Raw genomic sequence first — 25,901 nt, forward strand, 5'->3', positions numbered from 1 at the left:
AAGGCGTGCAGCCCCTCGCCCCGGGACGTGAAGATCCGCGCACCGCGGCAGTGGCGCCCGCCGGGGCGAGCGGCGGGCCGGTACGCAGGGCACCTTCAAAGCGCGTACCGTGCACCGGACATCGTCCAAGGAACTCGTGAAGGTCCTCGGTCACCGCCGTCCCGAGCGGCTCCGACGTCGCTGAGCGCCTGTGGAGTTACTCACAGCGCATTTCCCCGGGGCCCGCGCAGCCGTCTCACCAATCACCAGGAGTGGGAGGTGAATGACAGGTTGCGCGCACATATGCGGCGGAGGTCGCTCACCTTGCACTGCGGTAACCACAAGTGGGACCATTTCCAAGTTCCCTGTCGCCCCAAGGTAGGTCACCTGTGTCCCAGCACATAGCCAAGCCCCGTACCACCGCAGTGATCCTGGCCGGTGGCACCGGTCAGCGGGTGGGTCTGTCGATCCCCAAGCAGCTGCTGAAGATCGCCGGCAAGGCAGTCATCGAGCACACGCTGACCACTTTCGAGAACGCCGACTCGATCGACGACATCATCGTGCTGATGGCGCCGGGTTATGTGCCCGACATCGAGAAGATTGTCGCGAAGGCCGGATTCAAGAAGGTCTCGAAGATCATCGAGGGCGGCGCCACGCGGAACGAGACCACCGAGCGCGCCATCTCGGCCCTGGGCGAGGGCCTGGCGGAGGGGGAGGACGCCAACGTCCTCTTCCACGACGCCGTGCGCCCCCTGCTGTCGCAGCGCGTCATCGACGACTGCGTCACCGCGCTGGAGCGCTACCAGGCCGTCGACGTGGCCATCCCCTCCGCCGACACCATCATCGTCACGCGCACGCACGGCGAGGACGGCGAGTTCATCACCGAGATCCCGGACCGCTCCCGGCTGCGCCGCGGCCAGACCCCGCAGGCCTTCAAGCTGTCCACCATCAAGCGGGCCTACGAGGTCGCCGCCGGTGACCCCAACTTCCAGGCCACCGACGACTGCTCCGTCGTGCTCAAGTACCTGCCGGACGTGCCGATCCACGTCGTCGCGGGTGACGAGTACAACATGAAGGTCACCCAGCCCGTCGACGTCTTCATCGCCGACAAGCTCTTCCAGCTGGCCTCCACGGCCGCGCCCGAGCAGGTCTCCGAGGAGGCCTACCGCGAGCTGCTGACCGGCAAGACGGTCGTCGTCTTCGGCGGCTCCTACGGCATCGGCAAGGACATCGCCGAACTCGCCGAGTCCTACGGCGCTTCGGTCTACGCGCTGGGCCGCTCCACCACCGGCACCCACGTGGAGAACCCGGAGGAGGTCGACGACGCCCTGTCCAAGGCCTACGCCGAGACCGGCCGCATCGACTACGTGGTCAACACCGCCGGCGTGCTGCGCATCGGCAAGCTCGCCGAGACCGACAACGCCACCATCGAAGAGGCGCTGAAGGTCAACTACCTGGCCCCGGTGCAGATCGCCCGTTCGTCGTACAAGTACCTGTCCGAGACCAAGGGCCAGCTGCTGCTGTACACCTCCAGCAGCTACACCCGGGGTCGCGCCGAGTACAGCCTCTACTCCTCGACCAAGGCCGCCATGGTGAACCTCACCCAGGCCCTGTCCGACGAGTGGGCCGGCGACGGCGTCCGCGTCAACTGCATCAACCCCGAGCGCACGGCCACCCCGATGCGCACCAAGGCGTTCGGCCAGGAGCCGGCCGGCTCGCTGCTGTCCTCCGAGGCCGTGGCCCGCACCTCGCTCGACGTGCTGCTGTCCGAGCTGACCGGCCACGTCATCGACGTCCGCCAGCAGGACCCGACCGCCGGTGCGGCCCGCGCCTCCGGCTTCGAGCAGGCGCTGGCCTCGGTGCTGGACCGGCAGGACGGCGTGTAATAATTGGCGCCAAATAGACTTCGGTAATTCAGGCCTCTGCGCTCTCCTGTTCACGTTTGTCGACAGGAGTGTTCGCAGGGGCCTGAATCCATACCGTCTCGCGAATATTCACAGACCAGCCGCATTCTCGAACCAAGACCGGCACACCCCTCCCAAGAGCAGGTTTCTCCGTGATATCCACCGCTATTCGCGTCGCCCGGGTGGGCAGCGCGGCCGAGCTGGCCGCGGCGGTCCTCATGGTGGCGGGCTTCCCCGCCCTCATGCTGGCCGCGCTCGTCCCGAGCGTCCCCGCCTTCGCGGCAGCGGCCGCCGTGACGTACCTGGCGGACCACTATCTGCACCGCAAGGGCAGCTATCTGATCAACCGCCTCGGCAAGGTCCGGGCCGGCCTGTCGATCCGCTTCCTGATCCGGCAGCTGCTCCTGGTCCTGCTGCTGGCCCGGCTGTCCCTCGCGGACAACCTGATCTACTACGGGGCGATCGCCTGCTTCATCGCCTTCTACGGTCTGCAGGCCCCGCACGGTGCGCTGGTCCAGCTGATCCGCAACCGCCGCCGCATGCCGGTCGCCACCCGCAACGTCGACCTGAAGTCGCGCATCCGCATCCCGGACGCCCCGCCGCGGGGGCTGCTGCACCGCTCTGCCGAGAAGATGCTGCACCTCGACCTCTTCGCGGTCGCGGGCATCCTGATCGCCGCGCAGGTGAAGTCGGCCCTCGTGGGCTTCGTCGGCATCGGCATCACGGTGGCCGTCGCCACCGTGTACGTCCTGGCGCTCATGCCGTACGTCCGGGGCCGGAAGATCCCGCCGAACGCGGAGAAGGTGCTGGCCGCCGTCGACGACTGGCTGGGCGAGTACAAGCCGGAGACGGTCCTGTACTTCTCCGGTTCGAAGGACTCCGCGTACCAGGTGAACATGTGGCTGGACACCATGGAGAAGCTGGACTCCAAGCCGCTGATCATCCTGCGCGAGCGGGCCATCCTGAACAACCTCGCGCCGACCACGGTCCCCGTCATCTGCGTGCCCGGAGGGGTGCACCTGATGAACATGGACCTGTCCACGGTGCGGGTCGCGCTCTACGCGGCGAACGTCGGCAAGAACATCCACATGCTGCGCGTGCCCACCATCAAGCACGTCTTCATCGGCCACGGCGACAGCGACAAGCTCGCCAGCGTCAACCCGTTCAGCAAGGTCTACGACGAGGTGTGGACGGCCGGCCGCGCGGGCCGCGACCGCTACGCCATCGCCGACGTCGGTGTCCGCGACGAGGACATCGTCGAGGTCGGCCGCCCGCAGCTCGCCCCGATCCAGACCTGGCAGGGCGTGCCCGAGGGACGTATCCCGACCGTGCTGTACGCCCCCACCTGGGAGGGCTGGGACGACAACCCCGGCAACACCTCGATCCTGCTGGCCGGCGAGAACATCGTGAAGAAGCTGGTCATGGCCGACCCGCCGGTGCGCGTCCTGTACAAGCCGCACCCCTTCACCGGCACACGCAGCAAGGAGGCCAAGGCCGCCCACCAGCGCATCACCGCCCTGGTCCAGAAGGCCGCCGCCGAGCGTGCCGCCGACTCGCGCTTCGTCACCGACAGCGCCGCCCAGACGCAGGCCAAGGCCGAGCTGGACCGGATCGAGGCCCGGATCGCCCAGCTGGTCGGCACCGGCGACAAGGGCCGCGACGAGGCCGAGGCCACTCGTGACGGGCAGGTCGACGTCGCCCGGCACGAGGAGGTCGCCCGGCTGCGCGGCGAGTGGAACGACGCCTACTGGCGTTCTTTCCCCACCTGGGAGCACCGGGTCATCACGGGCGCCGAGCCGCGGCTGTACGACTGCTTCAACGTCTCCGACGCGATGGTCTCCGACATCTCCAGCGTGGTGTCCGACTTCATCGCGAGCGGCAAGCCGTACGCGGTCACCGACTCCGCGGAGGTGGGTGCCGAGGAGTTCAAGCGGAACAACACGGCCGTGCGTGCCGCGGTGATCCTGTCCAACAGCGCGGACGGGCTGGGCGAGCTGCTGAGCGCCGTCCGCGACCCGGCCGCCGATCCGCTGGCCGAGGACCGCAAGGAGCTCAAGCAGTACCTGCTGGGCCCGGACGAGCCGGCCTCCATCGACCAGTTCAACACCGCCGTCGCGAACCTCGCGCTCAAGGCCGAGACGCGCAACGTCGGCCAGGAGTCACGGATCGCGGCCGCCACGGCCGAGTCGGAACTGGCGAACGCCGTGCCCGGGCAGCGGGTGTCCTCCGCCGGCGACACGGACGGTGTCGGCACGGGCTGAACCGCCGCCCCTCGCTTCAGAGTTCGGCCCCCGAGGAGTGTTCCTCGGGGGCCGAACTCTTTCGCTTTCCCGCTTCCTGACGGTTCACCATGTGAGGTGACTCACTAAAACATGTGGTCGAGGCAACCGCTTGTCCCGATCACCCGTCTACCAAGTAGCGAATGAGGCGATACGGGGGGAATATCCCATTGACTAGGGGGAAACGTGACCGTTGCGCAGCCTGATGTGAGTGTGATCATCGGTGCGTACGAAGCGATGCCTTATCTGATCGAGTGCCTCTCGTCCGTCGAGGCGCAGACCATCGATCCGGAGCGCGTCGAGGTCATCGCGGTGGACGACGGATCGACGGACGGTACAGGGGAGTACCTGGAGGAGTTCGCCGAGCGTGCTCCGATGCATGTCCTGGTGATCCGGCAGGAGAACTCCGGCGGCCCCAGCGGCCCGCGCAACGTCGGTCTGAGCAAGGCGACCGGGCGTTACGTCTTCTTCCTCGACGCCGACGACCGGCTGGGACCCGAGGCTCTGGAGCGGATGGTCGACATGGCCGACCGCGCCGGGACGGACGTCGTCCTCGGCAAGGTCGAGGGCGTCAACCGCTCGGCGCCGAAGTCCATGTGGGGCAAGACGGTGGAGCGCACGGACGTCTACTCGTCCAACATCAAGTTCACGCTCAGCGCGCAGAAGCTGTTCCGCCGCGCCCTGCTCGACCGGCACGGCATGCGGTTCGACGAGTCGCTGTTCACCGGTGAGGACGCCCTGTTCACGATGGAGGCGTACCTGCGGGCGGACGGCGTCTCCGTGGTCGCCGACCACACCTGCTACTACCTGGTCGGCCGGGACGACGGCAAGCACGTGACCAAGAGCGGCAGTTACACGCTGCGCTTCGACTCCGCGCGGGCCCTGATGAACCTCATCGCCGAGCTCGTCCCCGCGGGCGGCCGGCGCGACCAGCTGATGGTCCGGCCGTTCCTCGTCACGCTGCTGCCGCAGTTCGGGCCCAAGTACCTGACGGACAGCGAGGAGATACGCCGGCACAAGTTCGAGCTGGCCAAGCCGCTGATGGACGCGTACTGGACCGAGGGCGTCGCCCAGCGCCTCAAGGTGCACGAGCGGCTGCGGCTGCATCTGGTCGCCGAGCAGCGTCCCGAACTGCTGCTGGACGTCGTGAAGTTCGTCAAGGCCAAGAAGCAGGCGGCGGCGCTGCTGGAGAAGAAGGGGCGCCGCGTCTACCTGGTCTACCCGCACTTCCGCGACCGCGCCGCCGGCATCCCCGACTCGGTGTACCTCGCCGAGCCGCGCGAGGCCCGTGCCTTCCCGGGCTACCGCGAGGGCGGCGTCGACACCTTCGTACGCCGGGCGGTGCGCAAGGCGCGGCGGGTGCTGACGTCGCGTGAGGTGAGGCAGGCGGCGTGAACGCGGGCGCGGGGCCGGTGGGTGATCGCCCACGGCCCCGCGGTCGGTCGGTTCGTCCGCTGGTGCGTGCCGCCGTGCCGCTAGCGCGGTGCCGTCGTCGGCAGGCCTGCCCCGCCGCTCGCCGGCTGTGTGCGCTGGCCGGGCAGTTCCGCGGCCGGGCGTTCCGCCGCCAGGCGCTCCGCCAGCCGTGCCCGGTGGTCCCGGGCCTGGGCGCACAGGGCCCGTACGGCTGCGTTGAAGCGCTCCTGCGACGGCGGCTCGGCCGGGCCCAGCAGGCGCAGCTTCAGCGCGGCGCGTGCCTCGGCCAGGGTGTCCTTCTCCGGGTGCCGGACCGTCTCCAGCAGGCTCGGCACCCCGGCCGCGTCCGGTGTCAGCACGGTCGCCGCCGCCACCGTGGGGAACGCCGTACGGAAGACCTCCTCGGGCAGCCCGCTGGTGTTGGCCACCGCGTACGGCTTCTCGCTCGCCAGGAAGTCACTGATCACGCTCGACACGTCGCTGATCAGCAGGTCGGCGACGTTGAAGCAGGAGTAGAGCGTGGGGCGGGCGTCCGTGATGATCTGGTGCTCGCCCTCCGGCAGTGAGGCCCAGTACGCCGCCTCCCAGGCCGCCGTCGCCCGTGCCACCGACTGTGCCCGGCCCGGCTCCGGCGCCGACTGCACGAGCATCCGCTCCAGTGTGTCGGCCCAGGACCGGAAGTCGGCCCTGGTGAGCCGGTCCAGCTCCTCGGTGAGCCGGGCCAGCTCCGCATCGGCCGTGGGGCGACGCGCTCCCGTGCGCTCCCGGTTGGCCGCCCGGATCAGCTCCCGGATGCGCAGATCGGCCGCGCCCGCGCGCGGGTCCACCGACCCCGTCAGCGGGTGCGGCTTGTACAGCAGCCGCACGCCCGGGTCCGCGAGCAGCGCCCGCACCAGGTTCTCGCCGGCCGTGATCACCGATGTGTTGCCGGGGTTGCCGTCCCAGCCCTCCCAGGTGGGCGCGTACAGCACGGTCGTGTAGGTCCCGGCCGGCGGGTCGGCGTACGGCTGCACGGCGTCGAGTTGCGGACGGCCCGTCTCCACGACGTCCTTGTCCTCGACGCCCACCTCGGCCAGCGCGTACCGCTCGCGCGCGGCGGGCCCGGCCACCCAGACCTCGTCGTACGCCTTCGCGTACGGGTTGCACGAGGACAGCTTGTCGCTCTCGCCGTGGTTGACGAAGGTGTGCCGGATCGTGGGGATGCGCAGCACCTGGGAGGTCTTGCCGGAGTTCGAGGGATGGATGAGGACCTGGAGCGTGGAGTGCTCCAGACGCATCAGCGTGGACACCTTCGGCAGGCACACGATCGGGATGTCCGTCGCCGCGATCTTCTGCACCATGAACCGCTCGCGCAGCACGATGACCGGCTTCCCGTCGGTCTTGGCGAGCGGCTCCAGCCACATGTTCGCCTGGTAGGCCGAGGAGGCGCCGCCGGAGAAGTACAGGCCCACGGTCGGCCGGTACTCGGCCAGCCACGCGTCGAACCAGTCGAGCACCTCCTGCTCGCCGGCCGGGCGGCGCCCCGGCAGCAGCCGCAGCAGCAGTGCGCCGAGGCCGGTCAGCGCGAGCGCGAGGGAGAGCGCGATGCCCGCGGCCGCGTACACCGGCTCGTCGCCCGGCGCGGCGGCCAGCAGCCCGGCCGTCGCCGGCAGGCCGAACACCAGGAGCCGGTGGCCGGGGCGGCGCAGCAGCACGGGCGGGGCCGGGGACAGCCGCAGGGCCGAGGCGTCGATGTTCCGGGTCACCACCGGCAGGGTGCGGGTCCGGCGCACCAGGACGGAGAGCGCCTGGATCGCGCAGTGCAGCACGTAGAAGGCGAGCAGCCCGGCCACGAGCGGGGCGTACACCGTCTCCCGGTCCTGCTCGCCGAGCCGCAGCAGGCACACGACCAGCAGCAGGTCCCGCAGAACGTGCCGCACGGTGATGTCCGCGTGCGACTTGGCGAACAGCGACAGCACCCCGCGCTGCCACCGGTACAGGACGCCCTCGGTGGCCAGGGAGACGGCGGTCGCGGCGAGCAGCAGAGGGACGTGGGGGAGCAGCGCCGCGACCGCCTGAGCGGCGAACGCGGCGGCCAGGACGATGGTGACCAGCCCCTTCAGCAGGGCCGGTGGGCGGGGGAGAGGTAGGGGCACTGCGGTCACTCCAGGAGCGTCGGTTCGGCGCGGCGCAGGTCGGCCGTCCGGGTTAACGTGCGGCGACCTCCTGACGACACGCGCGTGTCGTCAAGGCGTGGGGGCGGCTGCCGTCCCGCGTGGCGTCGGACCGTAGCGGAAGATTGCATTCCTGTCGTGGGGTGGGGCGGGATCCGGGCAGGGTGACGGCGCTCCCGTGACACGAGCGGCACTGTCCGTAGCGTGGACCGGCGCCGCGCCCCGTGCGCCCGTCCCGTAGATTTCCTGGTGAGCGACCGCATCGACGCGAGGGGACGGACGGGGACGTGGCAGGGGCAAGGCAGGCCGTGGGCGAGGCCCGCAGGATCGTCGTCAAGGTCGGGTCCTCCTCGCTGACCACCGCCTCGGGCGGCCTGGACGCGGACCGCGTGGACGCGCTGGTCGACGTGCTCGCCAAAATCCGTAGCGGCGGCGAGCGCGAGATCGTCCTGGTCTCCTCCGGTGCCATCGCGGCCGGCCTCGCCCCCCTGGGCCTGCGCCGCCGCCCCAAGGACCTGGCCCGCCAGCAGGCCGCCGCCAGCGTCGGCCAGGGCCTGCTGGTCGCCCGCTACACCGCCTCCTTCGCCCGCTACGGCGTCCGCGTCGGACAGGTGCTCCTGACCTCCGACGACATGAGCCGCCGCGCCCACCACCGCAACGCCTCCCGCACCCTGGACAAGCTGCTCGCGATGGGCGCGTTCCCGATCGTCAACGAGAACGACACCGTCGCCACGGACGAGATCCGCTTCGGCGACAACGACCGCCTCGCCGCCCTGGTCGCCCACCTCGTCCGCGCCGACCTGCTGGTCCTGCTGTCCGACGTGGACGGCGTCTACGACGGCGACCCCGGCAAGCCCGGCACCTCGCGCATCGCCGAGGTGCGTGACCCGTCCGATCTCGCGGACGTCGAGATCGGCAGCGCGGGCAAGGCCGGCGTCGGCACCGGCGGCATGGTCACCAAGGTCGAGGCCGCCCGGATCGCCGCCGCCGCCGGCATCCCCGTCGTGCTCACCAGCGCCGTCCACGCGGCCGACGCCCTGACCGGCCAGGACACCGGGACTTTCTTCCACCCCACCGGCAAACGCTCCGCTGACCGGCTGCTGTGGCTGCAGCACGCCTCCACCCCGCAGGGCGCCCTCACTCTGGACGACGGCGCCGTCCAGGCCGTCGTGGAGCGCCGCAAGTCGCTGCTGCCGGCCGGCATCGCCGCCGTGGAGGGCGAGTTCAGCGCCGGCGACCCGGTCGAGCTGCGGGACGCCACGGGGCACGCCGTGGCCCGCGGGCTCGTCAACTTCGACGCCAAGGAGATCCCCCGGCTGATCGGCCGCTCCACCCGCGTGCTCGCCCGTGAACTCGGACCCGCGTACGAACGCGAGGTCGTACACAGGGACGACCTGGTGCTCCTGCACCCGTAATGGGTCGAAACATCCGCCCCCGGTGGTGGACGTTCCGCAAAACCGCCCCGCGATCTCCTGCGGCCTGCTCAACTTTGTCCCGGGGGACATATTCCGCAGCAGCGCCACAGTGCAAAGGAGGCCGTCGTGAGACGAGTGCGCCCTGGGGCCGCGGCGTCCCGTGGTGGTACCGGCTCCCGCGCGGCCGGTGAGGAGAGGGCCCTGACGAGCGTGGCAGCGGGGGACCGCTTCGAAGGCGAGGAGCCCGGTGACACCCCGCGCCTGTGGCACGTCACCCTCAGCGTCTCCGGCAAGGAGGCCCCGCTCCCCGAGGTCCGGCGGGCCCTGGAACAGCTGGCCCACGACCACCCCTTCCTTCTGACCAGCCGATACGCCGTCGACCACGCGGAGATCCGCTACTGGGAGGAGGCCCGCGACCTGCACGACGCGGCCGCCGTCGCCCTGCGCCTGTGGGGCGAGCACCGGCAGACCGCCGGGCTGCCGCCCTGGGAGATCGTCGGCCTGGAGGTCATCGACCGCGCCACCTACCACCAGCGCATCGCCGAGGGGTACGGGCCCCCGCCGGCGTCGCCGGTCGGAGTTCATCCGTTCTGACCCGCTCCGGCGGATGTCTCGGGAGGTGTCTCGGGGTGTGGAACGCGCCGTGAACGGTCCCGCCCGGCACACTACGCTTCCCTTATGACCACGCTTTCGCCGTACGACTCCATGTCCCCGGTCACCGAGGCCGCCTACCGCGCCAAGGCCGCCGCCGCGAGCCTCGCGCCGCTGCCACGGGCCGACAAGGACGACGCGCTGCTCGCCATCGCCGACGCGCTGGAGGTCCGCACGAGCGAGATCGTCGAGGCCAACGCCAAGGACGTCGCCAAGGCCCGCGAGGCCGGCATCAGCGAGGGCATGATCGACCGGCTCACGCTCACCCCCGAGCGGGTCCGCGCCATCGCCTCGGACGTCCGCGACGTCGCCGCGCTGCCCGACCCGGTCGGCGAGGTCGTGCGCGGCTCCACGCTGCCCAACGGCATCGACCTGCGCCAGGTCCGCGTGCCGCTCGGCGTCGTCGGGATCATCTACGAGGGCCGGCCGAACGTCACCGTCGACGCCGCCGCCCTCTGCCTGAAGTCCGGCAACGCCGTCCTGCTGCGCGGCTCCTCCTCGGCGTACCAGTCGAACAGCGCCCTCGTGCGCGTCCTGCGCGACGCCGTGGGCGGGGCGGGGCTGCCCGCCGACGCCGTCCAGCTCGTGCCCGGCGAGAGCCGCGACAGCGTGCGCGAGCTGATGCGCGCCCGCGGTCTGGTCGACGTGCTCATCCCGCGCGGCGGCGCCTCCCTGATCAACACGGTCGTCCAGGAGTCCGTCGTCCCGGTCATCGAGACCGGCACCGGCAACTGCCACGTCTACGTCGACGCCCAGGCCGACCTCGACATGGCCGTCGAGATCCTGATCAACTCCAAGGCCCAGCGCGTCGGCGTCTGCAACGCCGCCGAGACGCTGCTGGTCCACCAAGACATCGCTGCCGAGTTCCTGCCGCGGGCCCTGGACGCCCTCGCGGAGGCCGGGGTCACCGTGCACGCCGACGAGCGCGTGCAGGCCTACGCCAAGGACTCCAAGGCCACCGTCGTCGAGGCGACGGCCGAGGACTGGGAGACCGAGTACCTGTCGTACGACATCGCCGCGGCCGTCGTGGACTCGCTGGACAAGGCCGTCGAGCACATCCGGCTGTGGACCTCCGGCCACACCGAGGCCATCGTCACGACCTCCCAGCAGGCCGCCCGCCGCTTCACCCAGCTGGTCGACTCGACCACGGTCGCGGTCAACGCCTCCACCCGTTTCACCGACGGCGGCCAGTTCGGCTTCGGCGCCGAGATCGGCATCTCCACGCAGAAGCTGCACGCCCGCGGCCCCATGGGGCTCCCTGAGCTGACCAGCACGAAGTACATCGTCACCGGGGACGGGCACGTACGGCGCTGAGCCGCCTGCCGCGGCGTCCGCAAGGCGGCGCATGTGTGTGCGGCTGGGGTGGCCGGGCCGCGCGTGCGCCGTGCGGCACCCCGTGCACGCCGTCTCAACCGGCGGATGAATCTCCCTACCGTCTGCCCAAAATGACCCCCCAGGTCTACTCTGGAAGCGTGCCGGAGGACGTGGGGGGCACGCCGTTTCCTGACGGCCGGGAGCCCGACGACGACCACGACCGCGGGGTGTCGGACGAAGAGTTCGCCCCCGTGGTCTTCGACGAGGCCTTCGTACGCGCGGCCGTGGTGCACGAGCCGACCGCCGTGGAGCGCCTCCTGGCCGCCGCCAAGGCGAGAGCCGAAGCCTCCGAGGCGGAGGCGCGCCGCGCCCACTCCAGAGGCGAGCGGTACGACGAGGGGTATGGTCCGGACGGCCACGGCGATTTCGGCCATGATCCCGAGCTGGACGAGCTGGACGACCCCGACATCATCGAGGACCGCTACGGCGGCACGGGGCCGTACTCCAGACAGGTCCGCTGGCACCGCCCCGTCGCCTGGCTGCTCGCCCTCGTGATGGGCATCGGCATGGTCGCGCTGGCCTTCACCGCGGTCTACCGGGGCGCGTCCTCCAACCGAGAGGAACCCGTGCCGGCGCCCACCTCGACCGGGCTGGAACAGGGCAGCGCGGCGGCTCCCTCCGCTTCCGCCGACCACTCCCCGCCGGCCGTCTCGGTGATACCGCGCAACCCGTGACCGGAACCCGCCCTTCCTGGTGAGGACCTGTCAGAACTTGTGGTGCGGCCCGGCGTTTACCCGAGCTTCCGGGGACCTACCCTGAAGATATGGGCGGGCCTGGAGACCCACCTGAGGGGACACCCGAGGGCGCTCCCGGAGGTGGAGAGGACGAGTATCGATCCGTCGTCTTCGACGAGTCGTTCGTTCGCGCTGCCCGTCTCCAGGAGTTCTCCGCGCAGGAGCGCATCGCCGACCACGCGCCCGCCGTGCGACGTCGGCCGCCCCTGCGCCGGGGCCCGTCCCGGCAGGCACTGGCCCTGGTCCTGCTGATCGCCCTCGCCTTCGGCACCGCGATCTACATGGGGGTGCGCCACCCCTACCAGACCCCCGCCGCCCGGGAGGCCGCCGAGCCCCTGCGGATGACCGTCATCCCGCTCGCCCCCGAGGGCAAGGTGCCCGGCACGGCCGACACCGCGTATCTGTACGAGCGCAGTCCCGCCGCACAGTTCAAGAGCGGCGCGGAGGGCGTGCCGCTGCCCGCCTCGCGGCGCACCGCGCACTTCTCGGACAGCCAGGTCGTCAGCGCCCTGACCACCGCCAAGGACTACGTCGTCCGCTCCGCACTCGACCCGGACGTGCTCATGGGCGGTGAGGTCCGCGCCGTCCGCGTCCTGCTGGATTCCGACCAGCTGGACCAGTTCGACCAGAGCTTCGCCCGTCCCACCGCCGACGGACGCCACGCGCCCACCGGCTGGCTCGTCCGCTTCGACCCCTCCCGCGCGGAGCTGGCCGACCGCAAGGTGCGGGTCCAGGGCACGCTCCAGGCCGCCGAGGTCAACTCGTCCACGCTGGAGGTCACCGCCGACCACACGCTCGTGTACGCGCTGCGGCCGGCCGGGGCCGGTGGCAAGGCCGAGGTGTCCCTGTTCACCGTCCGGCGCGAGCTGCACTTCCGCTTCGACCGCGACGACCTGCGCCTGCACCAGGGCCAGCTGGTCGTCTCCTACGTCCAAGCGGGCCCGCTCTCCTGCGCCGAGGACTCCACGAACCACCTGCGCCCCCTCTTGGCCGGCCAGACGGCCAAGGAAGGCGGCCCCGCGGGCACGGACCCCTACGCCACGGGCAGCGCCACGGCCCTGTGCGGCACCCTGGCGACGAGCGCGCAGCCGAGGGTGTGAGGCGGCTTCCGGAGCGTGCCTTCAAGGCGTGCTCCCCAGGCGCGTGTGCGGGCGCCTCAGCTGCCGTCGCGCGGCGGCCGGCCGTCCTCAGGGGCATCCGAGGGGCCGTCCGGCGGGGAGTCCGACGGGCCCGGCGTCTCAGGCCCCCGGGGCGGCTTCTGAGCCGGGTTCGCGAAACCGCCGAAGCCCCGGCGGACACGGTCGCCCAGGTCGCCGGCGCCGCCGGCGAGGTCCGTGACCAGCTTCATCAGCGGGTCCTTGGAGTTCTTCACATGGGTCGTGTAGTGGTTCGCCGAGTCCCGCCAGGAGTCCCGCACCGAGGTGTCCTGGTCCTCGTCGCGCCGCGGGTAGTGGCCGTCCATGATCCGCTGGTAGTCCCGCGACTCCGCCCACTTCTTCAGCTCGGCGGCCCGCACGGTGGTGAAGGGGTGGGAGCGGGGCAGCACGTTCAGGATCTTCAGCACCGAGTCGCGCAGGTCGCCCCCGGCCTCGTACTCCTCGGCCTGGGCGAGGAACGCGTCCACGTTCATCTCGTGCAGGTGGTTGCCGCCCGCGATCTTCATCAGACCCCGCATGGACGCCTGGAGGTCCTGGCCGACCAGCAGCCCCGCCCGGTCCGCGGACAGCTCCGACTTGCGGAACCACTCCCTCAGCCCGGTCACGATCGCCATGATCGCGAGGTTGCCCAGCGGGATCCAGGCGACCCGGACGGCGAGGCTGGTCAGGAACAGCAGGATGGTCCGGTAGACCGAGTGCCCGGACAGCGCGTGCCCCACCTCGTGCCCGATGACCGCCCGCATCTCCTCCTCGTCGAGCAGCTCGACGAGCCCCGTCGTGACGACGATGATCGGCTCGTCCAGGCCGATGCACATCGCGTTCGGCTGCGGGTCCTGGTTCACGTACATCGGCGGGACCTTCTCCAGGTCCAGGATGTAGCAGGCGTCCCGCAGCATCACGTTCAGATGCGAGAACTGCTGGTCCGAGACCCGCACCGAGTCGGACAGGAACAGCAGCCTCAGACTGCGCTCGGGCAGCAGGCCGCTGAGCGCCTTGAACACCGTGTCGAAACCGCTCAGCTTGCGCAGGGCCACCAGGGCGGAGCGGTCGGCCGGGTGCTCGTACGTACGCGAGGAGATTCCGGGGAAGCGCCTGCGCTGCCTGCTCGGCACGTGCTCGTGCCCGTTGTGCTCGTGGCCGTCGGACATGTCTTCCCCCAGTGCGTCTGTATGACCTTTGCGGCCCCTTGTGCGGCCTTTTGCTTCCCCGAGGCAGAGCCCAGCCTAGGCGGAGTTACGGTGGTCGGGCAGTACAGCGAAGGAGACCACCGCCATGGAGCACCACCCCGCAGCCGCCTGGCTCGCCGAGGCCGCGACCGCCGCCGAGCGGCAAGGGGGGCCGGGGATGCTGCGGTACGTCCTGCTCGTGATGATCGTGGGCTGTGTGCTGACCGCGTGGTTCCTGCTGCGTGGCTACAGACGGAAGGACGACTGAGGCACCGGGAAGGTTCCCCGCCGGGCCCCGGGACCGGGCCGGGCGGGACCGCACACCGGCTCCGTGTCACAACAGGCGGAGTCGGGGTGATCGCGGTCGGGGCGCCCGCTTACGATGAGCCGACGTCTTTAACCCGCCCACACGCGATAGGTCCTGCCGAAGATGAGCTTCCACAGCACCGCTGCCCAGTTGGTCACCCTCGCCGCCGCGGGCGAGGAGCACGGCGGTAACCACGAAAGCCTCAGCCCCTACCTCACCGGTGGCGGCGCCCTCTTCGCCCTGCTGCTCCTGCTGTGGATCACCACCCGCTTCAACCGCGACCGCTGAGCCCGGCCGGGCGCCCCGCGCGGGGCGCCCCGGGGACCACAGGGGCGGCCGGACGCCTCAGTCAGGGCCGGTAGGGTCTGCACGCATGGGAGAGCAGGACATGCCTACCGGTCCGGCGAACGAGACGCCGTACGACCCGGCACAGGACACGGCGAGCGGCACCGGGCGACACTCGGAGCCCCGGCGTGCCGCCACGGAGCACCGCCAGATCGACGGTCCCGGAAACGGCCGGCCCCAGCCGGGCAAGCGCCGCCTCGGCGTCATGGGCGGCACCTTCGACCCGATCCACCACGGGCACCTGGTGGCGGCCAGCGAGGTCGCCGCGGCGTTCCACCTCGACGAGGTGGTCTTCGTCCCGACCGGCCAGCCCTGGCAGAAGAGCCACCGCAAGGTCTCCCCGGCCGAGGACCGCTACCTGATGACGGTCATCGCGACCGCGGAGAACCCCCAGTTCTCCGTGAGCCGCATCGACATCGACCGCGGCGGCCCCACCTACACCGTGGACACGCTGCGCGACCTGCGCGCGCTGAACCCCGACACGGACCTGTTCTTCATCACCGGCGCCGACGCGCTCTCCCAGATCCTCACCTGGCGGGACAGCGAGGAACTGATCTCCCTCGCGCACTTCATCGGGGTCACCCGGCCGGGGCACCACCTGAACGACCCAGGACTCCCGGAGGGAGGTGTCTCGCTCGTCGAGGTGCCCGCCCTCGCCATCTCCTCCACGGACTGCCGTGCGAGAGTCGCCAAGGGCGACCCCATCTGGTACCTGGTGCCGGACGGAGTCGTGCGCTATATCGACAAGCGCGAGCTGTACCGCGGCGAGTGAGCCGAGAGGGGCACCGGTGAACGACCGATACGACCCGGGGTACGGGGGCGACCAGTACGAACTCGTCGGCTACGACGAGTACGGCCAGCCTGTCTACCGGCAGGTCCAGGCCCAGCAGACCCAGCAGCAGACGTACGACCCGTACGCCCAGCAGCAACAGCAGGGCTACGGCTACGACCCGTACGCCCGGGGCGGGCAGCAGCCCCCGCCCGCGTACGACTACGGCACGGGCGCTCAGCAGCCCGGCTACGGCTCGTACGACCCCTACGCCTCCGGGCAGCAGCAGGGCGGCACCGCCGCTCACGACCCCTACGGCCAGGCCGCGGCCGGCGCCGGTACGGCCCAGCAGCCCCGCGTCGCCGAACAGACCGCCCACATCCCCCAGCAGGCGGGCCCGGCCGACGACGAGGACGTCCGGGGCGGCCCCCAGCGGGACTACCACACCGAGCAGTTCGCCTTCGTCGAGGAGCCCGACGACAACTCCGAAGACGTCATCGACTGGCTGAAGTTCACCGAGAACCGCACCGAGCGCCGCGAGGAGGCCCGGCGCCGCGCCCGCAGCCGGATCGTCGCCCTGGTCGTCGTCCTCGCGCTCGCCGCGGTCGGAGGCGTCGGTTACCTCTGGTACGCGGGGAAGCTGCCCGGCCTGTCCTCCGACGGCCCCGCGACGGGCACGGCGACGGCCGCGGGCGCCCAGAAGCGCGACGTGATCGTCGTCCACCTGCACGACATCAAGGGCGGCGGCACCGCCACGGCCCTCCTCGTCGACAACACCACCGCCAAGCGGGGCACCACCGTCCTGCTGCCCAACTCCCTCGCCCTGACCAGCGACGACGGCACCACGACGACGCTCGCCAAGTCGGTCGAGGACGACGGCTCCGACGGCACCCGCAACGCGCTCGACACGGTCCTCGGCACCGACATCCAGGGCACCTGGCGCCTGGACACCCCCTACCTGCAGAACCTCGTCGACCTCGTCGGCAACATCGACGTCGACACCGACACGGCCGTACCCGACCCCGACGCCAAGAAGAAGGGCGAGGCCCCCCTGGTCGACAAGGGCAAGGCCCAGACCCTCAGCGGCAAGATGGCCGTCGCCTACGCCACCTACCGCGCCCCGGGCGAGGCCCAGAACGCCCAGCTGGAGCGCTTCGGGCAGGTTCTGCAGGGCGTCCTGCGCAAGCTGTCCTCCGACCCGCAGGCCGCGACGACCACGATCCAGACGTTGCAGCAGATCCTCGACCCGTCCCTGACCGACAAGGACCTCGGCACCTTCCTCGCCGGGCTCTCCGACCTGGCCAAGGGCGGCGACTACCGGACGGACCTGCTGCCCGTCCAGGGCGACGGCACGCTCAGCGCCCAGGCCAGTGCGAGCGTGGTCAAGAACGTCCTCGGCGGAACCGCCAAGAGCCCCGACAAGGGCGCCGCCGTCAGCGTCGCCGTCCAGAACGCCAGCGGTGTGAAGGACAACACGGAGAAGGCCCGCGTCGTGCTCCTCAACGGCGGCTTCACCTTCCTGGAGGGCGGCACGCCCGGCTCCGCCCAGGCCACGTCCAAGGTCACCTACGCCGACGCCGCCGACAAGGCCGACGCGGCCGAGGTCGCCAAGACCCTGGGCCTGCCCCCGGGCTCCGTCACCAAGGGCAAGATCTCCGCGAGCGCCGACGTCGCCGTCGTCCTCGGGCAGGACTACAAGCCGTCCTCCGACTAGCCGGCGGGAGTGCGCCCCCACCCGGTCCCCGTAATCGCGTGGGGGGCGCACGGCGGTCCGTGAGACCCTGGTGGCAAGTGACCGCCGACGGAAAGCCTTGTAGTGACCGTGACCGACCGCTCTCACGAGCTGATCAACACCGCCGCCCAGGCGGCCGCCGACAAGCTGGCACACGACATCGTCGCCTACGACGTCAGTGACGTGCTGTCCATCACGGACGCCTTCCTGCTGGCCTCCGCGCCCAACGACCGTCAGGTCAAGTCGATCGTCGACGAGATCGAGGAGCGCCTCAACAAGGAGCTCGGCGCCAAGCCGGTGCGCCGCGAGGGCGACCGCGAGGCCCGCTGGGTGCTGCTCGACTACGTCGACATCGTCGTCCACGTCCAGCACAGCGAGGAGCGCGTCTTCTACGCGCTGGAGCGGCTGTGGAAGGACTGCCCCGAGCTGGAGCTGCCCGAGGACGCCAAGGCCACCCGCGGCAAGGCCGAGGAGCACGCCAAGCTGCGAGCGGCCGAGGAGGCGGCGGAGCTGGACGGTGACTGGCGGTGACGTCCTTCACTGAGGCGTCCGCCGGCACGGGCCGGGGCCGCCGCATCATCCTCTGGCGGCACGGCCAGACCGCGTGGAACGTGGAGCGCCGCTTCCAGGGCACCACGGACGTCGAACTCACCGAGACCGGCGTCGCCCAGGCCCGGCGCGCGGCCCGGCTGCTGGTCGCCCTGAAGCCGGACGCGATCGTCGCCTCCGACCTGAAGCGGGCCGCGAACACGGCCGCCGAACTCGCCGCGCTCACCGACCTCGAGGTGACCCACGACGAGGCGCTGCGCGAGACGTACGCGGGCGCCTGGCAGGGCCTGACGCACGAGGAGATCATCGCCCGGTACGGCGACGAGTACGCCGCGTGGAAGCGCGGCGAGCCCGTGCGCCGAGGCGGCGGCGAGCTGGAGACCGAGGTCGCCGACCGCGCCGCCCCCGTGGTGCTGCGGCACGCCGAGAAGCTCCCCCAGGACGGCACGCTCGTCGTGGTCAGCCACGGCGGCACCATCCGCACCACCATCGGCCGTCTCCTCGCCCTGGACTCCCACAACTGGGAGAGCCTCGGCGGACTCTCCAACTGCTGCTGGTCCGTCCTCGGTGAAGGCGCCCGCGGCTGGCGCCTGCTGGAGCACAACGCCGGCACCCTGCCGGAACCGGTGCTCGGCGACGACGACTGACCCCGGATTTCACTTTCCGGCAGGTCGCAGGCTAAAGTTCTTCTTGTTCGCCCCGCCGAGCGGGGAAGAACACGAGGGGCTATAGCTCAGTTGGTAGAGCGCCTGCATGGCATGCAGGAGGTCAGGAGTTCAATTCTCCTTAGCTCCACGCTTCAAGATCCCGTTCCCGTCAGGGGGCGGGATTTTTCATGCTCCCTCTTGAGTCATCGGGGCACTCTGAGGCGTATACCTCTACGGCCCCGCCGGGTTGCCGTGTCCGGACTGGTACTGAGGCGTCGCTGACCGTATTGGTCCGGTCGTGGCAGAATCAAACGGCCGGAAGGGGGCGCGGCCCGACGGGAGGGAGTAGCGATGCCTGCGAGCATCCTCGAGGAGGTCGACCACCTCCTCGGAGCAGCGTTGACCTGGGAGATGTCCACCCGCCTCAGCTGCCCTTCCTGCGGATCCGCGCACGTGGCCCAGATGCTCGGCGACAACGGCGGGATCTCCTACGTGTGCACGGCCTGCGGCCACAGCTGGAGCTGATCGATGGGTGCACACAGGCGGAAATGCGACTGGTGTGGCAGCGGGACTCCGATCGTCCGCGACATGGAGCCGATCAATCCCGACTACCAGTACTGGTGCGAGGAGTGCGCGCGGGCGCTGATCATAAAGGGCGACCCGATCGAGACGTACCGCGAGCTGGAGGGCGAGCCGATCTACGGCCGGCTTCTGGAGGAGCACTGCACGCTCAAGCGGTTCTATTCGTTCGTCACGGCTTAGCTCCGTACAGTCGGTGTAAATACGACATAACGGGCATCTCCGTGCGAGGCGAAATCGATTTGGTGTTGGGCCCGGAGGACCAGTAATGTTGGCGTCGCCGCCGGGGAAACCCGGAGGGGCGCAGCAAGGGGCTATAGCTCAGTTGGTAGAGCGCCTGCATGGCATGCAGGAGGTCAGGAGTTCAATTCTCCTTAGCTCCACAGCAGATGAGAAGGCGGGCCATCCGATCGGATGGCCCGCCTTCTTCGTGTGCGGCTTCCGGGTGCGCCGGCCCTGGTACGCCTACGGCGGGCTCCCCTGGGGGGAAGCCCGCCGTACGACGTCTGCTCAGCGGCCGAGAGCGCGGCGGCCGCGGCCCTGGGACAGGACAGGGAGGTTGCGGGACGGCGCGCCGCCCTGAGCGCGCGTGTCCTCCTCGATGCGCAGGGCCAGCGCCGGACAGCGGCGCACCGCGCGTAGAGCCTTGTCCTCGGCGTACCGCGGCACCTTCGCCTGCGCCACGGTCGGGAAGCCGTCGGCGCCGAGCTGGAACACCTCGGGGAGGATGTCGGCGCACAGGCCGTGGCCCCGGCACAGCGTCCAGTCGACGAAGATCTTCTGGCGGCTGGGGCCGTTCTCCTCGGACTCGCCGCCGCCCGGGATGCCGGTCGGGGCCCTGCCCCCCTCGAAGAGCGGCAGAACGCCCTCCACGGGCCGTCCGCAGCCGTTTCCGAGGACATGGGCGGCCAGGTCGTCCGTGAACGCCTTGATGGTCGACTCCAGGAACATCGCGGAGCCGTCCGGGTGCGAGCACGCGCCGCGCCGCTTCACGTTCTTGGCGACCTGCTTGAGCGCCTCCAGGGCGGCCGGTCCGCCGCCGTTGAGGATGTCCTCCATGCCGCGCGCGGCGGCCGGCAGACCGAGGTAGCAGGGGCCGCACTGGCCCGCGCTCTCCTCCGCCAGCCACTGGGCGACGCGCAGTGACTCGCCCAGGGGACAGGTCTCCTGAGTGATCGGCAGGATCGCGCCGGCACCGAGCGCACCGCCCACGGCGTCCAGGGAATTGCGCGAGACGATCGCCTCGTTGACCGTCGCCGCGTCGATCCATTTGCCGTGGTAGCCACCGGTGAGCACGCCCTGGGGCACCGGCGGGGCGCCGGCGAGCTGGAGGACGTACCGCAGCGGCACGCCCGTCGGGACCTCGATCACCATGGGGCGGGCGACCGCCCCGGAGACGGTGAGCATGACGGTGCCCGGCTCGTCGTACAGACCGGTGTTGCCGTAGCGCTCCGGGCCGATGCGGGCGGCGATGGCCAGTTGGGCGAAGGTCTCGGCGTTGGACAGCAGCGTGGGCGCGCCGCCGACGCCGTTCTGCGAGGCGCTGACCTTGCGGCCCGGCGGGATGGCCGGGCCGCCGTCGATGGAGCGGATCAGCGACGCGGCGGCGCCGGTGACCATACGGACCGGGTTGCGCTGCACACGCGCGCGGAGTGCCGATCTGCGGCCGTTGCTGAGGCCGCGTTCGGCCAGCGCGGCCTCCATGGAGCGCTGTGTGGACTCACGGGTGACCCCCACCACGAGCGTGCGGGCACCGAGTGCTTCGGCGCACAGCAGCGCGCCGTCCAGGATCAGGTGCGGGGCACGGTTGATGAGCACCGTGTCCTTGCGGCAGGCCGGCTCGTCCTCGCTGCCGTTCACGACGACGACCGGCCGGACGCCGCGTTTGATCGCCGCCTCGGCGACCGAGCGCAGCTTCTTGTGGAAGGGGAAGCCCGCGCCGCCGCGGCCCTTGAGGTTGATGCGTTCGGCGAGTTGCGCGAGCTGCTCGCCGCCCATCGGCTCGAGTGGCCCATGCACCTTCAGGTGCATGGGCAGATCGAGCCGATCGACAAGGTCGAAGCCAGACGTGAGCTGGGGAAGGCCGACCACGCGGACTTCGGGTACGTCAGGCAAAGCCTCGTTCACTTAAAGCCTCCGGAAGGCGTGTTCCAAGGTTCGCCCGATCCCGGTGCGTCGAAGTCGTAGGACGCACCGGGCAGTGTTTCAGTGGCGGGACCGCTGTTGTACGTGTCGTTCGGGTAGTACGTGTCGTAGACGGCGTTCGTCTCACCCGTGTCGTACACGTCACTCGATCCATAGCCGGCGGCGCCTGGATTGCCATAGGCCGGGATGCTTTGTCCGGTGTCCTGGAGGGGGTCGTAGGGCGGGATGTTGAAGCCCGTGTCCTGGAGCGGGTCGTAGGCCGACGGCGGGGCCTCGCCGACCGGCGGCGGGGACGGGATCGGCCAGTTGCCCGAGGTGCTGGAGGGGCCGTCCACGGTCGGGATGGTCTGAGTGGGCTGCATGTCCAGCGGCAGTTCCGCGCGGTCGGTCGGCCCCGGTGCGAACGCCTGCTGGCCCAGGGGCGGGCTCGAGACGGCCCGGTAGGCGGCGGCGAAGCCGTTCGTGGACTCCTGCGGCGCGGGGCGCTCCGCCTTCTCGTACAGCGGGCCCGACGGGGAGGCCATGGCTCCCACGGGCTTGCTCCGGTTCTCGTAGCCGGGCAGCGCGGAGCCCGTGCCCGCCCGGGCCCGGCTCTCCTCCAGGTCCCTGCGGCCCAGGCCGTCCCCGGGCCCGATGAGCTGGGCGAACTTGTCGGCGACCTTGCGCTTGACCGGGCGCGGAGCGGCCCGCAGGGCGAGGGCTGCGGCCACACCGGCCAGGGACAGGCAGTACAGGACGACGAAGATCGGCTTGGCCTGGCGACCCGCGTAGAGGCCGTGGACCAGGGCGGCGCACCAGGCCGGGTAGGCCAGCATGTGCATGGCCCGCCAGCGGGCCGCGACGGGCGCCGGGGACGCGAAACGGTTGCGCAGCACGCCCGTGACGCCCACGAAGATCATGAGCATGCTGGCCAGGGTGCCGAGGCCGACGAGGAACGACCGGCCCATGATCTCGTCGTTGTCGCTGGCGATGAGACCGAAGGGGATGAACACCGCGACCCACGTGGTGTGGGCGAGTGCCAGCTTGACCCCGATGTGCACCAGGAGGAAGACGATCGAGGCGACCGCGGTGGTCCGGTGCACGGCCTGCGCCAGGATGCGCCTGCGCGTGTCCAGCAGGACCCGGTCCTGGGCGACCAGCCCCCAGATCACCGAGCAGGACAGGCACACGAGGGACAGCACGCCGGCGCCGAAGTTGAGGAAGTCGGCGAACGTGTCGTCTGCCGTGGAGTCGTAGTTCGTCACGACCGGCCTCCCCACATCCCGGTGGCCGGGTGTAGCGAGGTGTTACTGCGATGAGGGTTCATGGGGGCAACTCCGAGCGGTTCGGGAAAGCGGTCCCGCTGCCGCACTCTAAGCGGCGCCATACCGATGAGTACGAGGTTTGAGTTATTGCGTTGTTATCAAAGGACAATGTGGCTGTTGTGATGTCCCATAGCGGCTGTTACGCGAAGTAACTTTTGACCGATGTTCAGGTTTTTGGGTGCCGAGACAGCCCCTCGGAAGCGCGTCGCGGTGCGATGAGGGGCTGCGGTACCCTAACGCCATGCGTGCCGTACGCCTTCTGCTTAGCGGGCCGCGCTGATCAGTCCCGGCCACCGGACGAGTCGAGTGGCCGGAATCGGCGCGGCGTCCCCTCCTGTGTGAGGGGATTTTTCGTTTCTCGAACGACACAGCCGCAGGCAGAGACGATCGATGGAGCTTTGAGGATCATGAGCGAGACGAACCCCGCTGCCGCCTCCGAGGTGGCAGCGCCGCACCGCTACACGGCCGCGACGGCTGCCGAGATCGAAGCACGCTGGCAGGACTTCTGGGACGCCGACGGCACCTACGGCGCGCCCAACCCCAAGGGCGACCTGGCGGGCGACCAGGAGATCGTCGCCAAGCCCAAGAAGTTCATCATGGACATGTTCCCGTATCCCTCGGGTGCGGGCCTGCACGTCGGCCACCCGCTGGGCTACATCGCCACGGACGTCTACGCCCGCTTCCAGCGCATGACCGGCCACAACGTCCTGCACACCCTGGGCTTCGACGCCTTCGGCCTGCCCGCCGAGCAGTACGCGGTGCAGACCGGCACGCACCCGCGCGCGTCCACCGAAGCCAACATGGAGAACATGAAGTCCCAGCTGCGCCGGCTGGGCCTGGGCCACGACAACCGCCGGTCGTTCGCCACGATCGACCCGGAGTACTACAAGTGGACCCAGTGGATCTTCCTGCAGATCTTCAACTCCTGGTACGACCACGAGGTGAAGAAGGCCCGTCCGATCTCCGAGCTGATCGACCAGTTCGAGTCGGGTGAGCGGCCCGTACCGGGCCACACGCGCGCGTGGAGCGAGCTGAGCGCCGCCGAGAAGGCCGACGTCCTGGGCGAGTTCCGGCTGGCCTACGCCTCCGACGCGCCGGTCAACTGGTGCCCCGGGCTGGGCACGGTGCTGGCCAACGAGGAGGTCACCGCCGAGGGCCGCTCCGAGCGCGGCAACTTCCCGGTCTTCAAGGCCAAGCTGCGCCAGTGGAACATGCGCATCACGGCCTACGCCGACCGGCTGCTGGAGGACCTGGAGGAGCTGGACTGGCCCGAGGCCATCAAGCTGCAGCAGCGCAACTGGATCGGCCGCTCCGAGGGCGCCCGCGTCGACTTCCCCATCGACGGCGAGCGCATCACGGTCTTCACCACCCGCCCGGACACCCTGTTCGGCGCCACCTACATGGTGCTGGCGCCCGAGCACCCGCTGGTCGAGAAGTTCACACCGGCCGCCTGGCCGGAGGGCACCCACGAGGTGTGGACCGGCGGCCACGCGACCCCCGGGGATGCCGTCGCCGCCTACCGCGCGCAGGCCGCGTCCAAGTCCGACGTGGAGCGGCAGGCCGAGGCCAAGGACAAGACAGGCGTCTTCATCGGCGCGTACGCGACCAACCCGGTCAACGGCGAGCGGATCCCGGTCTTCATCGCCGACTACGTGCTGATGGGCTACGGCACCGGCGCGATCATGGCGGTCCCGGCACACGACACGCGCGACTTCGAGTTCGCGCGCGCCTTCGAGCTGCCGATCACCTGCGTCGTCGAGCCGACCGACGGCCGCGGCACCGACACCTCGACGTGGGACGCCGCCTTCGTGTCGTACGACGCGAAGATCGTCAACTCCACGGGCGAGGGTGTCTCCCTGGACGGCCTGGGGGTCGTCGACGCCAAGGCGCGCATCACCGAGTGGCTGGAGCGGTCCGGCATCGGCGAGGGCACCGTCAACTTCCGGCTGCGCGACTGGCTGTTCAGCCGCCAGCGCTACTGGGGCGAGCCCTTCCCGATCGTCTACGACGAGGACGGCATCGCCCACGCGCTGCCCGAGTCGATGCTGCCGCTGGAGCTGCCCGAGGTCGAGGACTACTCGCCGCGCACCTTCGACCCGGACGACGCCGACACCCAGCCCGAGACGCCGCTGTCGCGCAACGAGGACTGGGTCAACGTCACGCTGGACCTGGGCGACGGCCGTGGCCCGCGCTCGTTCCGGCGTGAGACCAACACCATGCCGAACTGGGCCGGTTCCTGCTGGTACGAGCTGCGCTACCTGGACCCGCACAACAGCGAGCAGCTGGTGGACCCGGAGATCGAGCGGTACTGGATGGGCCCGCGCGAGGGGCAGCCGCACGGCGGTGTCGACCTGTACGTCGGCGGCGCCGAGCACGCCGTGCTGCACCTGCTGTACGCGCGCTTCTGGTCCAAGGTGCTGTACGACCTGGGGCACATCTCCTCGGCCGAGCCGTTCCACAAGCTGTTCAACCAGGGCATGATCCAGGCCTACGTCTACCGCGACAGCCGTGGCATCGCGGTGCCGGCCGCCGAGGTGGAGGAGCGCGACGGCGCCTACTACTACCAGGGTGAGAAGGTCTCCCGGCTGCTGGGCAAGATGGGCAAGTCCCTGAAGAACGCGGTCACTCCGGACGAGATCTGTGACGAGTACGGCGCCGACACGCTGCGGCTGTACGAGATGGCGATGGGCCCGCTGGACGTCTCCCGGCCCTGGGACACGCGCGCGGTCGTGGGCCAGTTCCGGCTGCTGCAGCGGCTGTGGCGCAACATCGTCGACGAGGCGACCGGCGAGGTGACCGTCGTCGACGCCGAGCCGGACGAGGAGACGCTGCGCGCCCTGCACAAGGCGATCGACGGCGTGCGCGGGGACCTGGAGGGCATGCGGTTCAACACCGCCATCGCCAAGGTCACCGAGCTGAACAACCACCTGACCAAGACGGGCGGGCCGGTGTCGCGGTCCGTAGCCGAGCCGCTGGTGCTGATGGTCGCGCCGCTGGCCCCGCACATCGCCGAGGAACTGTGGCGCAAGCTGGGACACGAGGAATCGGTGGTCCACCAGGACTTCCCGGTGGCCGACCCGGCGTACGTGGTCGACGAGACCGTGACCTGCGTCGTCCAGATCAAGGGCAAGGTCAAGGCGCGGCTGGAGGTCTCGCCGTCGATCGCCGAGGACGAGCTGGAGAAGGTCGCCCTGGCCGACGAGAAGGTCGTCGCCGCGCTGGGCGGGGCCGGGATCCGGAAGGTGATCGTGCGGGCGCCGAAGCTGGTGAACATCGTTCCCGCATAGGCGCCGGGCACC

Annotated in this window: 21 protein-coding genes and 2 tRNA genes; 19 read left to right on the forward strand and 4 right to left on the reverse strand. The window is 70.5% G+C overall.

Annotation, left to right across the window (positions count from 1 at the left end):
• Positions 1-368 precede the first annotated feature (368 nt).
• The 3 genes from ABZ192_RS10435 to ABZ192_RS10445 all read left to right on the forward strand — a co-directional run bounded on the left by ABZ192_RS10435 (position 369) and on the right by ABZ192_RS10445 (position 5,557).
• Entirely contained in the window at positions 369-1,865 is a 1,497-nt protein-coding gene (locus ABZ192_RS10435) for a bifunctional cytidylyltransferase/SDR family oxidoreductase (protein ID WP_356092271.1), read from the forward strand.
• Between the two features lie 170 nt (positions 1,866-2,035).
• On the forward strand, positions 2,036-4,144 hold the full coding sequence (locus ABZ192_RS10440) for a hypothetical protein (RefSeq protein WP_356924101.1): 2,109 nt from the start codon (positions 2,036-2,038) through the stop codon (positions 4,142-4,144).
• Between the two features lie 204 nt (positions 4,145-4,348).
• Entirely contained in the window at positions 4,349-5,557 is a 1,209-nt protein-coding gene (locus ABZ192_RS10445) for a glycosyltransferase family 2 protein (protein WP_356924102.1), read from the forward strand.
• Between the two features lie 80 nt (positions 5,558-5,637).
• On the opposite strand, the gene ABZ192_RS10450 is transcribed toward ABZ192_RS10445, so the two are convergent.
• Entirely contained in the window at positions 5,638-7,710 is a 2,073-nt protein-coding gene (locus ABZ192_RS10450; protein WP_356924183.1) for a hypothetical protein, read from the reverse strand.
• 326 nt (positions 7,711-8,036) lie between these two features.
• On the opposite strand from ABZ192_RS10450, the gene proB reads away from it, so the two are divergent.
• The 5 genes from proB (at position 8,037) to ABZ192_RS10475 (ending at position 13,002) form a co-directional block, all read left to right on the forward strand.
• Complete coding sequence (proB, locus tag ABZ192_RS10455; protein ID WP_356924184.1) at positions 8,037-9,143, forward strand: glutamate 5-kinase; 1,107 nt, start codon at positions 8,037-8,039, stop codon at positions 9,141-9,143.
• A 135-nt stretch (positions 9,144-9,278) separates the two neighbouring features.
• Positions 9,279-9,737 (forward strand): hypothetical protein, encoded by a 459-nt coding sequence (locus ABZ192_RS10460; protein ID WP_356924185.1) that lies wholly within the window; start codon positions 9,279-9,281, stop codon positions 9,735-9,737.
• An 84-nt stretch (positions 9,738-9,821) separates the two neighbouring features.
• Positions 9,822-11,108 (forward strand): glutamate-5-semialdehyde dehydrogenase, encoded by a 1,287-nt coding sequence (locus ABZ192_RS10465; RefSeq protein WP_356924103.1) that lies wholly within the window; start codon positions 9,822-9,824, stop codon positions 11,106-11,108.
• 131 nt (positions 11,109-11,239) lie between these two features.
• Complete coding sequence (locus ABZ192_RS10470) at positions 11,240-11,842, forward strand: hypothetical protein (protein WP_356924104.1); 603 nt, start codon at positions 11,240-11,242, stop codon at positions 11,840-11,842.
• An 89-nt stretch (positions 11,843-11,931) separates the two neighbouring features.
• A complete protein-coding gene (locus tag ABZ192_RS10475) occupies positions 11,932-13,002 on the forward strand; it encodes a hypothetical protein (RefSeq protein ID WP_356924105.1) in 1,071 nt (356 codons plus the stop codon).
• A gap of 56 nt (positions 13,003-13,058) precedes the next feature.
• Here ABZ192_RS10475 and ABZ192_RS10480 read toward each other — a convergent pair whose 3' ends face one another.
• Complete coding sequence (locus ABZ192_RS10480; RefSeq protein WP_356924106.1) at positions 13,059-14,207, reverse strand: M48 family metallopeptidase; 1,149 nt, start codon at positions 14,205-14,207, stop codon at positions 13,059-13,061.
• Between the two features lie 124 nt (positions 14,208-14,331).
• Here ABZ192_RS10480 and ABZ192_RS10485 point away from each other — a divergent pair, with 124 nt between their 5' ends.
• The 10 genes from ABZ192_RS10485 to ABZ192_RS10530 all read left to right on the forward strand — a co-directional run bounded on the left by ABZ192_RS10485 (position 14,332) and on the right by ABZ192_RS10530 (position 19,536).
• Complete coding sequence (locus ABZ192_RS10485) at positions 14,332-14,493, forward strand: hypothetical protein (protein WP_356924107.1); 162 nt, start codon at positions 14,332-14,334, stop codon at positions 14,491-14,493.
• A 162-nt stretch (positions 14,494-14,655) separates the two neighbouring features.
• Positions 14,656-14,820, forward strand: coding sequence for a hypothetical protein (locus tag ABZ192_RS10490; RefSeq protein ID WP_356924108.1), 165 nt, complete (start codon positions 14,656-14,658; stop codon positions 14,818-14,820).
• Positions 14,821-14,905: 85 nt separating this feature from the next.
• A complete protein-coding gene (nadD, locus tag ABZ192_RS10495) occupies positions 14,906-15,649 on the forward strand; it encodes a nicotinate-nucleotide adenylyltransferase (RefSeq protein ID WP_356924109.1) in 744 nt (247 codons plus the stop codon).
• A 16-nt stretch (positions 15,650-15,665) separates the two neighbouring features.
• Positions 15,666-17,360, forward strand: a complete 1,695-nt coding sequence (locus ABZ192_RS10500) for an LCP family protein (RefSeq protein ID WP_356924110.1) — start codon at positions 15,666-15,668, stop codon at positions 17,358-17,360.
• A gap of 102 nt (positions 17,361-17,462) precedes the next feature.
• On the forward strand, positions 17,463-17,909 hold the full coding sequence (gene rsfS, locus ABZ192_RS10505) for a ribosome silencing factor (RefSeq protein ID WP_059416956.1): 447 nt from the start codon (positions 17,463-17,465) through the stop codon (positions 17,907-17,909).
• Positions 17,906-18,574, forward strand: coding sequence for a histidine phosphatase family protein (locus ABZ192_RS10510; RefSeq protein WP_356924111.1), 669 nt, complete (start codon positions 17,906-17,908; stop codon positions 18,572-18,574). The genes rsfS and ABZ192_RS10510 overlap by 4 nt, the downstream gene beginning before the upstream one ends.
• Positions 18,575-18,649: 75 nt before the next feature.
• A tRNA-Ala gene (locus ABZ192_RS10515) sits at positions 18,650-18,722 on the forward strand.
• A gap of 203 nt (positions 18,723-18,925) precedes the next feature.
• The gene (locus ABZ192_RS10520; RefSeq protein WP_356924112.1) at positions 18,926-19,099 is read left to right on the forward strand and encodes a hypothetical protein; all 174 of its coding nucleotides are present in this window, start codon (positions 18,926-18,928) and stop codon (positions 19,097-19,099) included.
• 3 nt (positions 19,100-19,102) lie between these two features.
• The gene (locus ABZ192_RS10525; protein WP_006136074.1) at positions 19,103-19,336 is read left to right on the forward strand and encodes a hypothetical protein; all 234 of its coding nucleotides are present in this window, start codon (positions 19,103-19,105) and stop codon (positions 19,334-19,336) included.
• Positions 19,337-19,463: 127 nt separating this feature from the next.
• Positions 19,464-19,536: transfer RNA gene (locus ABZ192_RS10530), tRNA-Ala, on the forward strand.
• 127 nt (positions 19,537-19,663) lie between these two features.
• Here the strand turns inward: ABZ192_RS10530 and ABZ192_RS10535 are convergent.
• Both ABZ192_RS10535 and ABZ192_RS10540 read right to left on the reverse strand, forming a co-directional pair.
• Complete coding sequence (locus ABZ192_RS10535) at positions 19,664-21,280, reverse strand: NADH-ubiquinone oxidoreductase-F iron-sulfur binding region domain-containing protein (protein ID WP_356924113.1); 1,617 nt, start codon at positions 21,278-21,280, stop codon at positions 19,664-19,666.
• A complete protein-coding gene (locus ABZ192_RS10540; protein ID WP_356924114.1) occupies positions 21,277-22,542 on the reverse strand; it encodes a cytochrome b/b6 domain-containing protein in 1,266 nt (421 codons plus the stop codon). The genes ABZ192_RS10535 and ABZ192_RS10540 overlap by 4 nt, the downstream gene beginning before the upstream one ends.
• 467 nt (positions 22,543-23,009) lie before the next feature.
• Between ABZ192_RS10540 and leuS the strand changes: the two genes are divergently transcribed.
• Positions 23,010-25,889: a leucine--tRNA ligase gene (gene leuS, locus ABZ192_RS10545; protein ID WP_356924115.1), complete on the forward strand. Its 2,880-nt coding sequence runs from the start codon at positions 23,010-23,012 to the stop codon at positions 25,887-25,889.
• The last annotated feature ends 12 nt before the right edge of the window (positions 25,890-25,901 follow it).

It is taken from the genome of Streptomyces sp. NPDC006235, from assembly GCF_040613735.1.
In the GTDB taxonomy this organism is placed as follows: Bacteria; Actinomycetota; Actinomycetes; order Streptomycetales; family Streptomycetaceae; genus Streptomyces.

Excerpts from the sequence above, each read along its gene's own strand:
- ABZ192_RS10465 (WP_356924103.1), top strand. The coding sequence starts at position 9,822 with ATGACCACGCTTTCGCCGTACGACTCCATGTCCCCGGTCACCGAGGCC.
- ABZ192_RS10470 (WP_356924104.1), top strand. The coding sequence starts at position 11,240 with ATGACCCCCCAGGTCTACTCTGGAAGCGTGCCGGAGGACGTGGGGGGC.
- ABZ192_RS10475 (WP_356924105.1), top strand. The coding sequence starts at position 11,932 with ATGGGCGGGCCTGGAGACCCACCTGAGGGGACACCCGAGGGCGCTCCC.
- ABZ192_RS10480 (WP_356924106.1), bottom strand. The coding sequence starts at position 14,207 with ATGTCCGACGGCCACGAGCACAACGGGCACGAGCACGTGCCGAGCAGG.
- ABZ192_RS10485 (WP_356924107.1), top strand. The coding sequence starts at position 14,332 with ATGGAGCACCACCCCGCAGCCGCCTGGCTCGCCGAGGCCGCGACCGCC.
- ABZ192_RS10490 (WP_356924108.1), top strand. The coding sequence starts at position 14,656 with ATGAGCTTCCACAGCACCGCTGCCCAGTTGGTCACCCTCGCCGCCGCG.
- nadD (WP_356924109.1), top strand. The coding sequence starts at position 14,906 with ATGGGAGAGCAGGACATGCCTACCGGTCCGGCGAACGAGACGCCGTAC.
- ABZ192_RS10520 (WP_356924112.1), top strand. The coding sequence starts at position 18,926 with ATGCCTGCGAGCATCCTCGAGGAGGTCGACCACCTCCTCGGAGCAGCG.
- ABZ192_RS10525 (WP_006136074.1), top strand. The coding sequence starts at position 19,103 with ATGGGTGCACACAGGCGGAAATGCGACTGGTGTGGCAGCGGGACTCCG.
- leuS (WP_356924115.1), top strand. The coding sequence starts at position 23,010 with ATGAGCGAGACGAACCCCGCTGCCGCCTCCGAGGTGGCAGCGCCGCAC.